The organism is Dyadobacter chenwenxiniae, assembly GCF_022869785.1.
GTDB lineage: Bacteria > Bacteroidota > Bacteroidia > Cytophagales > Spirosomataceae > Dyadobacter > Dyadobacter chenwenxiniae.
Genome location: NZ_CP094997.1, coordinates 5110635 through 5124017, shown reverse-complemented (window position 1 = coordinate 5124017; position 13383 = coordinate 5110635). Strand labels below are relative to the sequence as shown.

Genomic DNA, 13383 nt, shown 5'->3' with positions numbered 1-13383 from the left:
GACTGTTAACTGTATTTTTCTTATATTTACACATATTGCTTTTCATCTTACTAATATACAGTTATGTACGAAAAGAACCTTGGTACAAAACAAAAAGCGTTAAGGATCAATCTGGATCGCAGGATTTACGGGTCTTTTGCAGAAATAGGGGCGGGTCAGGAAACAGCTGCTTATTTTTTTAAGGCAGGCGGGGCGTCAGGAACGGTAGCGAAGACGATGTCTGCTTATGATATGACTTTCAGTGATGCAATATATGGGACAGAAGAAGGCGGAAGATATGTAGTGGAATCCCGCCTGATGAAAATGCTCAACCGCGAGTACAATCTGGTTGAAAAGCGTCTTTCGGAGAAACGCGGTGAAGAGAGCCAGTTTTTTGCATTTGCAAACACCGTTGTTGCCCTCAATTTTCAGAAAACCAATGAATCACACGGCTGGATCGGATTGCAGTTTCAGCTTTCTCCTATGGACCCGACAAATTACGTTGTGATCCACGTGCGGATGCGCGATGATGAGAATATTTTACAGCAGCAGGCATTGGGAATTATTGGGGTTAACCTCATGTACGGCTGTTTTTTCTATTATAAATCTCCCGAAACGCTCCTGCTGTCCTTGATGGACGATCTGACGACGGATCGCATTGAAATTGATATGGTGCGTTTCAGCGGGCCGGACTTTGCGAAAGTGGATAACCGGTTAATGAGTCTCAGGCTCGTGAAAAACGGCTTTACGGATGCAGCATTGTTTGGCAGCGACGGCGGTGTTTTGCAGCCTTCGGAAGCGTTGTATAAAAAGCACATTCTTATGATGCGCGGCCGGTTGAGGCCCATTACCAATGTGCACATTGACCTGATCAGCAATGGACAGAAGCAGTTTCTGGATGAGGAGGACGTGGACGAATCAAAAGTGGTGCTGATATCGGAGCTGACGTTGCATAACCTCAAAAGCGGTGACCGCGACATTGACGAAAAAGACTTTTTGGACCGGGTGGACATCCTTTGTTCATTGGGACATATGGTAATGATCTCCAACCATCACGAGTATTATCGCCTGGTGGCCTATCTTTCCCGCCTTACCAAGCTGAAAGCGGGGCTTTTGCTGGGAAGTCCGAGCTTGCAGGATATTTTTGAAGAAAAACATTACCAATCGCTTCCAGGAGGCATTCTGGAATCTTTTGCAACGTTGTTCAGCAGGAAGGTGAAGCTTTTCATTTACCCCACACTACAACCCGACGGATCGGTTTATAGCTGTGCTAATTTCGTTGTTCCGGATCATTTAAGGCCGTTATTCCAATATTTGGTCATCAATGATAAAATTGAGGACATTGTCAATTACAACAAGGAACACATGCATATTACCACGGATAGTGTGCTTGAAAAGATCAAGCGGGGCGAACCGGGTTGGGAAAAGCTTGTTCCTGAGAATGTTGCCAAGATCATTAAGGAAAAGTCATTGTTTGGTTTGCCTAACGACGATAACTACGAAGATACGGTCAAGCAGATTCATCAGGCCGTTGGCAATCTTTGATTTATTCCATTAATAGTTTAAATAACAAAATAAAAGTAGTCCTGCACATCGTGTTGCTTTTCAGAAGAAAGCTTCAAGATGAGCAGGATTCTCTCTCCTCCTTCCACCTTTACGGGAAGACTCAAATATCTCGGCCCCGGTTTCATACTTTCCGCAGCAATTGTGGGCTCGGGCGAGCTCATCGCCACCACTGCGCTCGGCGCTAAGGCCGGTTTTATCACTTTCTGGGTCATCATTGTGAGTTGTCTGGTCAAAGTGGCGTTGCAGCTGGAATTTGGTAAAAACGCCATTTACACAGGAACGTTCATGATGCATAATTTCAACCAGCTGCCCGGTCGCAGGTGGGGGAGAGCGCATTGGAGCATTTGGCTGTGGCTTTCATTACAAGGGTTGAAATTGCTGCAGGTGGGCGGGATCGTTGGCGGCGTTGCCATTGTTTTGCATATGGCCTGGCCGGCGGTTTCGGTGAATGTGTGGGCCATCCTTGCTGTCCTGATCACTTCTTTTCTCGTTTATCGCGGCCATTACGGACTCGTGGAAAAGGGATCATTGGTGATGATCATTCTTTTCACAGCCGTCATTCTTGTATCATTGATCCTGTTGCAAGGCACCCGATATGCTATTCATTGGGAACAGATTAAGTCAGGTCTTCAATTTTCGTTGCCCACTGGTTTGGTAGCGATTGCATTTGGTGCGTTCGGAATCACCGGCGTGGGTGGGGATGAGATCATGTACTACAATTACTGGTGCATAGAAAAAGGTTATGCGGCTTATACAGGGCCCAATGACGGGACACCGGCATGGGCGGAGCGGGCGAAAGGCTGGTTTAATGTTATGTATCTGGATGCGGTTTTGTCCATGGTCGTTTATACGGTGGTGACCGCTGCGTTTTATTTATTAGGTGCAGCGGTTTTACACCGTGGAGGCGCTGTTCCGGAAGGTTATGAAATGATTAATGTATTGTCCCGGATCTTTACGGAAACGCTTGGGCCATGGGCTAAAAACCTATTTTTGGTTGGGGCATTTTTTGTTTTGTATTCTACCCTTTTCACGGCTACGGCAAGCTGGGCCAGGGTTTGGGGTGACGCATTCGGAGAATTGGGCTGGATGAAATTTGATACCGCGGAAAATCAGCGCAGAAGCATTGCGATTCTATCGTGGATTTTGCCTGCGGCCTGGTGCATACTTTATCTTTTTATTCAGTCACCGGTTTTAATGGTTATTTTGGGCGGAATAGCAACTTCGATTCTGTTGCTTTTGATCGTCTACGTTTCGCTCGTTTTTCGTTTCAAAGAATTGCCTGCCTCGTTGAAACCCACATTAACCTACGATATTTTCTTTTGGGTGAGCGTTGTGTCGATCCTGATGGTGAGCGCATATGGTGTCATTCAAATTCTTTGAGCATGTAAATAGTACTAAAACAGAAAATAATGGTATTGTTTAACATAGGTTACTAAGGGAAGCTATGCAAATAATCGTCTCATTTATATAGAATTAACTCATCTCGTTGCCATCCTAAATCTCCTGAATATGAACAAACAAAATGAAGTTTCTCGCAGGGATTTCATCAAAAATTCCACTGGGGCCGCAGTTGCCCTCTCGATTCCCTACATTATTCCGGCCAGCGCATTCGGTGCCAATGATCGGGTGCGTGTAGCAGTGTTAGGTGTCAATGGCCGCGGGAAGGACCATATTAAAGGCTTTACAAATCTGGCGAATGTAGAAGTGGCTACGCTGTGCGATCCTGACAATAACGTGCTGCAAACGCGGGCGAAGGAGTTTGAGGAGAAAACGGGTAAAAAGGTCAAGACAGAAAATGATCTTCGGAAGGTTTTTGAAGATAAAACCATTGACGCCGTAAGTATTGCAACGCCTAACCACTGGCACGCTTTGGCTGCGATATGGGCTTGTCAGGCAGGGAAGGATGTGTATGTAGAAAAGCCTGGTTCCCATAATCTTGGCGAGGGGCGTAAGCTGGTAGAGGCCGCGCATAAATACAAAAGGGTTGTGCAGCACGGCGTCCAGTTACGCAGCTCCGAGGCTTTGCAGGAGGCAGTCAAACATTTGCGCGACGGATTGATCGGTAATGTTTACATGGCAAGAGGGTTGGTATACAAGTGGAGACCGGACATCGGCGACAAAGGCACCGAGCCCGTTCCGGCAGGACTTAATTATGACCTTTGGACAGGTCCCGCGGAGATGAAACCATTTTCCAGAAACTATGTGCATTACGATTGGCACTGGCATTGGAATTACGGCAATGGAGACATTGGAAACCAGGGGATTCATGAAACGGATATGTGTATGTGGGGCCTCGGCGTGGATAGTTTTCCAGAGAAAATAACTTCTTCGGGCGGCAAATTTCTATGGAATGATGCCAAAGAAACACCGGAAGTGCTCACATCATCATTTGTATATCCCAAAGAGAAAAAAATCATTGAGTTCGAAGTACGCCCCTGGATGACCAACGATGAGGGCGGCACGGGGATCGGCAATATTTTCTATGGTTCCGAGGGCTATATGGTCGTAAAAGGCTACGATTTCTACGAAACATTCCTGGGCAAAGAGAAGAAACCAGGCCCCACGCGCAAAGCTGGCGGCGACCACTACAAAAACTTCATCGATGCCGTCATTGCCAAAGACCCAAAAATGGTTAATGGCCCCGTGGAAACCGCGCACTTGTCCTCCGGCCTCGCCCATTTAGGAAACATTGCATATCGGACGGGAAGAGCGTTAACCTTCGATCCTAAGACTGAGAAGTTTGTAAATGATGATGATGCGAATAAGTATTTGACTAGAAAATATCGAGCACCGTACTCACTGCCTGCTACTGTGTAGGGTTTGTGTATATTTGAAAGCCTGGTAAAAGCCAGGCTTTTTTTATCAAGCAAAAGTTCTCTTTTTGCTAACTTTCTAATTATATTTACACACTATTTCATGAGAGTTCACCTTATAAAAAGGGCCACTATCGAGGACTTTGTCATTTCAAATCCACAATGCCGATCTTCCTTCGGCGACTGGCTTACGAAGGTCAAATATGCAGAATGGGATAAGCCAGAAGATATAAAAGGCACTTTCGGATCTGCTGATTTATTAGGAAACGGAACGAATAGGGTGGTTTTTAATATTGCCGGAAACAATTGCAGAATGATTTGTACGTATGTTTTTGGCGAAAGGCAGGCACATCTTTTTGTCTGCTGGATTGGGACGCATGCAGCTTACACCACATTATGTAAGGAGCAGAGACAGTATCATGTAAATGCATATTGAGATGGTAGAAACACTTAAATACAAGGTGATTAAAGACAAAGAGCAGTACGACAACTATTGCAAGCAGCTGGAATGTTTGCTTAGCGGCAACAGCCATTCTGAAAATGAGGACGAGATCGACCTGCTAACCGTCCTGATCGAAAAATATGATTCCGAAACGGATACTTTTGAAGAATCTGACCCTGTTATCGTTTTGCGATCACTAATGTCGGAGCATCAAATGAAGGCAAAGGACTTGGTTGCGCTTTTGAATGTCAGCAAAGGCTACGTGTCGGATATTCTGCATTATCGAAAAGGAATGTCCAAAGACGTTATCAGAAAGCTGGCGGATCGATTCAAAGTGAACCAGAAAGCATTTAACCGACCTTATGAGCTGGTTTTATTGCCACTAAGAAGTAACCAATTTAACAAACAAATACACGCACATGGAGTATCTGGAAATTGACAGGTATCTTGCGAATACGAGGGAGATTTGAGTACAAAGGCGTAGAAGGAAGGGATTGAGTATAAAGACATTAAATATGTTCAAATGGCATCGGGAACTGCTTACAATGCTGCGCTCATGATAGCTGATGAATATTTGAAGAAACGAGAAGGTGTAAAATTTGTGAAGCCTAAAAGCATTGAAGATTATCGCAACCGCCTCAGGAAGAACAACAAGACATTGCTGTCTTATTTAAACGAAGCCTACGATACATTGCATTTAGCAGGTTACTATCATGGGACGCCTTCGGTTAGGACGATTAAAGAAGTAATGATATAGGATAAGGCTTTTACTTTCCAAATGCTTTATCCAAATCAATAACAAGCTCCGGAAAGATGCTTGATTGCAGAGATTTGGTTGCTGGTTTCAAGCCGATGAATTCTCCCTTTTCATTGCGGACATATACAAAAACGGCATACTCCGCTGGCTCGACGAGCCAATATTCCCGGACGCCACATTCTTGGTACAACTCAAATTTATCATCCATTTCTCTTCTGGAATTTCCTGGCGATAAAATTTCAATTACCAGGTCCGGAGCTCCCAGGCAGCCTCTCTCATCGAGCTTATTTTTATCACAAACAATACAGAGGTCAGGTTGGACAACCGTATATATATCGCTATTCTCAACGGCTGATTTGCTTAAATTATATAACCTTACGTCAAATGGCGCGCTAAAAAGATCACAGGACCGACCAGCAAGGAAGTTGAAAATCGCACCTTGCAGCTGGGTCGATATGCGCTGATGCGTCAGATTCGGCGCAGGCGACATCTTGAAAATTTTACCTTTGATCAGCTCAATTCGTTCTTCAATTCTCCATCGAATGTAATCAGCATATGTGAAAGTTCCGTTAGGATCAAGCTGGCTAAGGTCTGTAATCAAAGCTGACATGGAATCTGGTTTTGAGTAAAACTACAAATTTTTCAAGAATTGATCGGTACAACAATGTGCATGGCGAAGGCACGAAAAAAGCTGACAAATTATTGCCAGCTTTTAACAATGTAACTATTTATATTTTTAAAGCGTCGAGAAATCAAACGTCTCCAAATATTTCGTTGTGAAATTCCCGGACTTGAAACCCGGATCATCCATTAACTTAATGTGGAAAGGAATGGTTGTTTTGATTCCTTCGATGACAAATTCCTGTAACGCACGCTTCATACGGGTGATTACTTCTTCGCGCGATTGGCCGCTGACGATCAGCTTGGCAATCATGGAATCGTAATTCGGGGGAATCGTGTAGCCGCTGTAAACATGGCTATCAATCCGAACGCCGTGACCGCCTGGGAAATGCAAGTTTGTGATTTTGCCCGGGGCCGGACGGAAGTTGTTGGCCGGATCTTCTGCATTAATGCGGCACTCCATAGCGAAAAGCTTTGGCGTATAGTTAACGCCTGAGATTGGCTCGCCCGCAGCAACTTTTATTTGTTCCTTAATCAGGTCAAAATCAGTTACTTCTTCTGTAATCGGGTGTTCAACCTGGATACGGGTGTTCATTTCCATGAAGAAAAATTCGCCGTGCTTGTCAACGAGGAATTCAATCGTCCCGGCTCCTTCATAACCAATGGCTTGCGCGCCTTTGATGGCGGCTGCACCCATTCTTTCGCGCAATTCCGGGGTAATGATAGGAGAAGGTGTTTCTTCAACCAATTTCTGGTGACGACGCTGGATAGAGCAATCGCGTTCTGACAAGTGGCACACTTTACCGAACTGATCTCCAATGATCTGGATTTCAATGTGGCGGGGTTCTTCTACAAATTTTTCAAGATATAAACCGTCGTTTCCAAATGCCGCAGCAGATTCTGTGCGGGCATCATTCCACGCTTTTTCAAATTCGTCGGGCTTGTTAATGATCCGCATTCCCCGGCCACCACCTCCGGCAGTTGCCTTCACAATCACAGGATAACCAATGCCTTCTGCCAGCATTTTGCCATGTTCAACCGAATCCAAAAGTCCTTCCGAACCCGGAACAACCGGAACACCGGCGCTAATCATGGTTGCCTTTGCAGTGGCTTTGTCACCCATCCCATTGATCTGGGCGGCAGTTGCACCGATAAATTTGATGCCGTAATCGGCGCATATTTGAGAGAATTCAGCATTTTCAGACAAAAATCCATAACCTGGATGTATTGCATCTGCGCCGGTAACTTCGGCAGCTGAAATGATATTTTGAATGCTCAGATAAGACTGTCGGCTTGGCGGCGGGCCGATACAAACGGCTTCATCTGCGAAGCGAACGTGCAGACTATCACGGTCGGCAGTGGAATACACGGCAACCGTTTTGATGCCCATTTCGCGACAAGTCCTGATAACACGCAAGGCGATCTCGCCCCGGTTGGCAATGAGTATCTTTTTAAACATGAAAATCAATTAAGTTTTATAGATCGTCCATTGCCTTAAACAGGCTCTACCAGGAACAACGGCTGGTCAAATTCTACCGGAGTGGCGTTTTCAACCAATATTTTTACAATTTTTCCTGAGATTTCCGATTCAATTTCGTTGAAAAGCTTCATCGCTTCGATCACACAAACCACTTTGCCTGGCTTGATCTCATCACCAATGTTAGCAAAGGCAGGCGTTTCAGGGCTTGAAGCGCGGTAGAATGTGCCGATCATCGGCGATTTTATCGTAATCAGATTGGAAGATGCTGGCTCTGAGGAAACCGTAGGCTCAGAAGGAGCTGAATGCGTAACAGCTGTTGTCGGCGTAACTGGCGCATACGATGGAGCTGGTGCCGCTTGTGATGAAGATAATGATGCTGTTGGCGCAGAACCGTAACGCTTCACCTTTATTTTCAAATCGGTTGTTTCAATGTTCACTTCATCAAGTCCCGACTGGGCAATGAAGTCAATCAATTTTTGGATTTCTTTGGTTTCCATTTAGTCAAGATTAAACTGTGGGATGATCGCTGAGCTATGATTTTACTCTTTCTACGTAGTCGTAGGTGCGTGTGTCGACTTTGATCTTCTGGCCTTCTTCAATGAACAAAGGAACCATAATTCGCGCTCCGGTTTCTACCTCGATTGCTTTCTTGGGGGAGTTGGCTGTATCGCCTTTCAGTCCTGGCTCAGAATATGTTACGGTTAGCTCAACGAAAGGAGGCAATTCGCAAAGAAGCGCAGCGTCAGTTTCTGTGTTGATCAGAATTTCAACTTCCTGGCCTTCCTTCATCAGATCAGCATTGGTAATCAGCTTTTCATCGATTGAAACCTGGTCGAATGTCTCCGCATTCATGAAATTGAAACCCATTTCATCTTTGTAAAGAAATTGAAATTTATGTCTCTCCACACGAACCGGTATAATGCCTGCGCCGGAGGAGAATGTATTGTCCAAAACTTTGCCGGAAGTAAGGCTTTTCAGCTTAGTACGAACGAATGCATTGCCTTTTCCAGGTTTTACATGCTGAAATTCAATTACTTGAAATAGATCGTGATTAAAGTTGATCACTAATCCGTTACGCAAATCTGCGGTAGTTGCCATTTTAATTCAAAAATTAGTATTGATATTTATTCGCCGTAGGCCCATTTCAAATAAATGGAACCCCACGTAAATCCGCCTCCAAAGGCTGCCAGGACAAGATTATCACCTTTTTTCAATTGTGATTCATAATCCCAAAGACATAGCGGAATGGTTGCGGAGGTTGTGTTTCCATATTTCTGGATGTTAACCATCACCTTATCCATTCCCACACCCATGCGGTTCGCCGTTGCTTCTATAATTCTTCTGTTTGCCTGATGCGGCACAAGCCATGTCACGTCATCACCGCTGAGGCCATTCTTTTCCATGATCTCGGCCGAAATATCGGCCATATTGGTCACAGCAAACTTAAATACCTGAGCACCATCCTGATATACGTGATGCAAACGGGCATCAATGGTTTCATGCGTGGGCGGATAGCGGCTTCCTCCTGCTTTTTGGTTCAGGTAAGGGTAACCCGCGCCGTCTGATTTTATGATGGAATCAATGATCCCGTTTCCTTCTGTGTCAGGTTCCAGCAAAACAGCACCCGCTCCGTCTCCAAAAAGAATACAAGTTTTACGATCCGTATAGTCAACAATCGCAGACATTTTATCGGCGCCTACGATGACGATCTTTTTATATTTTCCTGTCTCAATAAACTGAGAACCCAGGGTAAGCGCATAAACAAAACCTGAACAAGCTGCCTGAATGTCAAAACTTCCCACGTTTTTAATTCCCACCATGTCACAAATGAGATTGGCTGTACATGGAAAAATAAAGTCGGGGGTTGTGGTAGCGCAGATCAGCAGGTCAATTTCGCTGGGAAGGGTGTTTGTTTTGGCAAGCAATCCTTTCACAGCTTCGGCACCCATATGAGAACTTCCTAAACCTTCGCCTTTGAGGATATGCCTTTCTTTGATGCCGGTGCGGCTAACGATCCACTCGTCATTTGTCGCAACCATTGTTTCAAGCTCGGCATTTGTCAAAATATAATCAGGCACATACCCTTGTATTCCTGTTATAGAGGCTCTTATGTGGATCATGATAAATTTAACTATTCAAAATCCGAATAGGTTTTTGTAAAAAGGAAAGAATCAGTTTATTCATTTCGTGGTTATCAGCAATTGGAAATCAATTCAATGCCTGCGCAATATGCAAATATGCTTTCGACTTAACCTGTTTATAAGCCCAGCCGATCATGTTTTTTATGGCGATTGGCGATGATATTCCATGAGCGATCATTACATTGCCATTCACGCCAATGATCGAGCTTCCGCCAATGGATTCGTAATTTGTTTGGTCTACGAACCCATCGCTGAAACCCCGCTGCTTGGAAATTTCATAGAATGATTCGCCCAATTTAAATAAAACATTGCCTGTAAAGCCGTCAGTTACAATAACATCAGCTTTATTGGTAAAGAGATCTTTACCCTCAATATTTCCTATAAAATTGATTCGCTTGTTTTGTTTGAGTAGGGGATAAGTGGCCTGGGTTGTGAGAGAACCTTTTTGTTCTTCTTCCCCAATGTTCATCAGGGCAACCCGCGGCTTATCTATCTGAAAAGTATATTGGGCAAAAATAGAGCCTATTTCTCCAAATTGAGCAAGCACTTCTGGCTTGCAATCGGCATTAGCACCGATATCCAGCATAATTGAATAGCTGCCGTCAACTTGTGGCACAAATCCTGCAATAGCTGGTCTTATAATTCCTTCGATCGCTTTAATGCTAAAAAGCGCTCCTACGTGCATAGCCCCGGTGTTACCGGCACTACAGAAAATGTCAACTTCTTTTTCCTTCAGAAGCTTAAAGCCGATGCCGATGCTCGAATTGGGTTTTTGAGAGAGGGCTTTGGTTGGATGTTCCCCCATCTCAATAACATCTTCTGCGTGAACGACGTCAACATTAGTAGGAGTGAAATTATTTTGGTTAAAAATGTCCCAAATCGCAGTTTCACGGCCAATTAAAACGATTCTCGCCTCGGATGGTAGTTCAGAAGCGGCCTGAATAACCCCTTCAACAATTGCCTGTGGAGCCAAATCTCCCCCCATAGCATCTACCGCAATTTTCATTTACACGCTGTTATTTTAGACTAATAAGTTAGAAATCGAAGGTGTAAATTTAGCAGATGTGCCGTAGTAAAAAAGAATTTCGCAACAACTTTTATACGGCTGCTGCGAAATTAATATACTCATCGACTGAATCTAAACCGTTTTGGAATAGTTTTCAACTACAACTTTACCTCTGTAGACCAGGTTACCTTCGTGAACGTGTGCACGGTGGAACTGGTGAATTTCTCCTGTTGAAGAATCAGTGCCCAATTGTTTTCCTGTTAGGAAATCATGTGCTCTGCGCGAGTCGCGACGGCTTGTGGAATGTCTCCGCTTAGGATGTGCCATGATGCTTTATTTCTAATGTTTATTTGTTGTTGTTTTTTTTCGTTGGCCTAAACCGACGGGAATTGTTTTTCTTTTGCCGCTCTTTTCCGTCGGTTTAAACCGACGGTCACTGGCCGGTCATTGGCCGTTTCCGATGAATTGGGGCGGCGGGTATTGTTATTCGCCCTTCAGCTTTTTCAATGCTTCCCAGCGTGGGTCAATTTTTTCGTCTTCTTCCTTCTCGTCACTTTCAGCGATTTCTGATGAATATACCAAAATTCCGTCCGCCTCATCCAATGGATCAATCTCTTCTTCCTCACCCCTCAAATCCGGATGAATCTTTTTAAATGGAAGAGAGAGCGCTACAAAATCAAAAAGATAACGGGCTACGTTAATCCTTGTCGTATTGCGATCTATGATCTCTATCTCATCCGTTAACTCCTCATTGTGATCGCCGAACTTCAATATAATGCGTTCGTTGGAGTCAATCGGTTCCTCAAATGGTTCCAGACTCCTGTCACAGGTCAGCGTTACACTTCCAACTGTATGAAAATTCAGCTGGATCATTGTAGCAGATTTTTTCAGCACAACATGCGATTTGAAATGGCCAAACTCAATCAGATCCTGATCCAGTTCCTGGAAAAATGCATCTCCCGACTCCATTTCATAGGCATACTGTTTGTCTTCCAAACCGTAAATGTCTATGTTGTATTTACTTAGCTCTTTCACTTTTTCTGTCAAAAGGACTGCAAAGGTAATGTCTTTCGATTTAATAAAAAAACTATGGGGGAATTTTATTGACCTCAGACCTTACGTGCCGGATTGCCGAAATACGTGGCCTTAGCAGGCACATTCTCAACCACAACCGAGCCCGCGCCAATCCGCGCATTCTTGCCAATTTCAATTCCAGCCACGATAATTGCACCTGATCCGATGAATACGCCATCTCCGATTTTAGCACGGTCATTAATAATTGCTCCTGCGCCAATCGTCACATAATCACCAATTTGCACCCATGTATCCACCACGGCACTTGTTTGCACCAGGCAATGGTGCCCGATTTTAGACTTCGCTCCCACCGTGACGCGTGCGCCAACCAGATTCCCGTGACCTATGGTTGCCATTTCCGAGATCAATGCGCTGTCGTGGATCGCGTTAATGGGCATTGTTTTGTACTCGTCTGTCAATGTTTCTACCAATCGTTCGCGTACCGAACGTTCTCCGATGGCAACAAATGCTTCACATTTACTGCCCAATATGCTTAGAAAACCGGCATCGTCTGTATTTCCCAACACACTCACGTCACCAAATTCTTTGCCATGCAGCTCCTTATGATCATCCAGAAGGCCATAAACGAGCACATTATTCCTTTTAAATATATCCAATGCCTGAACGCCCAGGTCGCCGGCACCGAAAATCAGAACGGGGTTTTCCATAATACAATTTGTTAATGTAGAGCCGCATTAAGCAGGCTTTCCTATTGGTGGTAAAAAATCAAACCACTGCGGTGACACAGTGGTTCATTATATATGGTATAATTCAGAATCCTTAAAGAAATGTTACCCGGAAAACGAAGGGGCTTCCGTACGGCGAAAGGTTTTGGCCGCTGTATTTATCGATCTGATTGTTGTAATTCAAGTTAAATAAAGCTGTGAAATGTACAGCTTTAATAAATCGACCGCCCGTTGGCTGTGAGTAGGCCGCTCCGACAAGCGGCGAGGTCAACCACTGTCGCTTTTGGTAAGATCCTTCAACATTCAGCACTTCTGCTTCGGCAATTATATTGACCACAGGAACCACCGAATACATCAGGAATGCTCGGCCTCCATAATAAAGCGTGTTTATATCATAATACTTGTATCTGAAATACATTCCCGTCACACCCACACCGCCAACCAGCTTTTCGGTAAGTTCGTAACCGGCCATGGGAGAAAGGTTAATGTTGGTAACCGTTCCCAGGCTTAGCCCAAAGCTGCCTCCCAGCCTTAATCTGTCAACAAACGGACGGTCTTTAAATTCAGCCAATGGTTTTTTCTCAACCACTTCTCTTTGTTCAACAGGAGGCCTTTCCACTTCTTCGGGTTTCTCTTTCCGCAGCGAGTCGGGGCGGTAATATTCATCATCTTGCGCCATTAATGCCGGACTGATTAAAATACCAAACACGACCGAGCATAACAGGAGGATTTTACTTTTCATCTTAAAATCGTTTATTTTATATTATTGTAACTGGTAACGTAGAAATTCCAAATTTTGGTTTACACCTGAATTAGTG

At 44.5% G+C, this 13383-nt stretch carries 15 protein-coding genes and 1 pseudogene; 6 read left to right on the top strand and 10 right to left on the bottom strand.

Going from position 1 to position 13383, the window contains the following annotated elements:
• Positions 1-63: 63 nt before the first annotated feature.
• The 6 genes from MUK70_RS21850 to MUK70_RS21825 all read left to right on the top strand — a co-directional run bounded on the left by MUK70_RS21850 (position 64) and on the right by MUK70_RS21825 (position 5557).
• The gene (locus MUK70_RS21850; protein WP_234603020.1) at positions 64-1524 is read left to right on the top strand and encodes a BCNT domain-containing protein; all 1461 of its coding nucleotides are present in this window, start codon (positions 64-66) and stop codon (positions 1522-1524) included.
• A 78-nt stretch (positions 1525-1602) separates the two neighbouring features.
• Positions 1603-2925, top strand: a complete 1323-nt coding sequence (locus MUK70_RS21845) for an Nramp family divalent metal transporter (RefSeq protein WP_234655133.1) — start codon at positions 1603-1605, stop codon at positions 2923-2925.
• Between the two features lie 129 nt (positions 2926-3054).
• Entirely contained in the window at positions 3055-4362 is a 1308-nt protein-coding gene (locus MUK70_RS21840) for a Gfo/Idh/MocA family oxidoreductase (RefSeq protein ID WP_234655132.1), read from the top strand.
• A gap of 99 nt (positions 4363-4461) precedes the next feature.
• The gene (locus MUK70_RS21835) at positions 4462-4794 is read left to right on the top strand and encodes a type II toxin-antitoxin system HigB family toxin (RefSeq protein ID WP_234655131.1); all 333 of its coding nucleotides are present in this window, start codon (positions 4462-4464) and stop codon (positions 4792-4794) included.
• Between the two features lies 1 nt (position 4795).
• Entirely contained in the window at positions 4796-5239 is a 444-nt protein-coding gene (locus tag MUK70_RS21830) for a helix-turn-helix domain-containing protein (protein ID WP_234655130.1), read from the top strand.
• Between the two features lie 84 nt (positions 5240-5323).
• Positions 5324-5557 carry a DUF5618 family protein gene (locus MUK70_RS21825; protein ID WP_234655129.1) on the top strand — a complete coding sequence of 78 codons (234 nt, stop codon included), beginning with the start codon at positions 5324-5326 and terminating at the stop codon, positions 5555-5557.
• Between the two features lie 10 nt (positions 5558-5567).
• Here MUK70_RS21825 and MUK70_RS21820 read toward each other — a convergent pair whose 3' ends face one another.
• From MUK70_RS21820 to MUK70_RS21775, 10 genes and pseudogenes are all read right to left on the bottom strand, one after another.
• Complete coding sequence (locus MUK70_RS21820) at positions 5568-6167, bottom strand: Uma2 family endonuclease (RefSeq protein ID WP_234655128.1); 600 nt, start codon at positions 6165-6167, stop codon at positions 5568-5570.
• Positions 6168-6293: 126 nt separating this feature from the next.
• Positions 6294-7637, bottom strand: a complete 1344-nt coding sequence (gene accC, locus MUK70_RS21815) for an acetyl-CoA carboxylase biotin carboxylase subunit (protein WP_234603013.1) — start codon at positions 7635-7637, stop codon at positions 6294-6296.
• A gap of 35 nt (positions 7638-7672) precedes the next feature.
• Complete coding sequence (gene accB, locus MUK70_RS21810; protein WP_234603012.1) at positions 7673-8155, bottom strand: acetyl-CoA carboxylase biotin carboxyl carrier protein; 483 nt, start codon at positions 8153-8155, stop codon at positions 7673-7675.
• 34 nt (positions 8156-8189) lie between these two features.
• A complete protein-coding gene (efp, locus tag MUK70_RS21805) occupies positions 8190-8756 on the bottom strand; it encodes an elongation factor P (RefSeq protein ID WP_234603011.1) in 567 nt (188 codons plus the stop codon).
• A 26-nt stretch (positions 8757-8782) separates the two neighbouring features.
• On the bottom strand, positions 8783-9778 hold the full coding sequence (locus tag MUK70_RS21800) for a beta-ketoacyl-ACP synthase III (RefSeq protein ID WP_234655127.1): 996 nt from the start codon (positions 9776-9778) through the stop codon (positions 8783-8785).
• 88 nt (positions 9779-9866) lie between these two features.
• On the bottom strand, positions 9867-10805 hold the full coding sequence (gene plsX / locus MUK70_RS21795; RefSeq protein ID WP_234603009.1) for a phosphate acyltransferase PlsX: 939 nt from the start codon (positions 10803-10805) through the stop codon (positions 9867-9869).
• A 132-nt stretch (positions 10806-10937) separates the two neighbouring features.
• On the bottom strand, positions 10938-11132 hold the full coding sequence (gene rpmF, locus MUK70_RS21790) for a 50S ribosomal protein L32 (protein WP_084439466.1): 195 nt from the start codon (positions 11130-11132) through the stop codon (positions 10938-10940).
• A gap of 156 nt (positions 11133-11288) precedes the next feature.
• Positions 11289-11840: a YceD family protein gene (locus MUK70_RS21785; protein ID WP_234655126.1), complete on the bottom strand. Its 552-nt coding sequence runs from the start codon at positions 11838-11840 to the stop codon at positions 11289-11291.
• A gap of 83 nt (positions 11841-11923) precedes the next feature.
• Positions 11924-12547 (bottom strand): annotated as a pseudogene (locus tag MUK70_RS21780) (acetyltransferase); the annotation flags it as partial.
• Between the two features lie 112 nt (positions 12548-12659).
• Entirely contained in the window at positions 12660-13307 is a 648-nt protein-coding gene (locus tag MUK70_RS21775) for a hypothetical protein (RefSeq protein WP_234655125.1), read from the bottom strand.
• Positions 13308-13383: the final 76 nt, after the last annotated feature.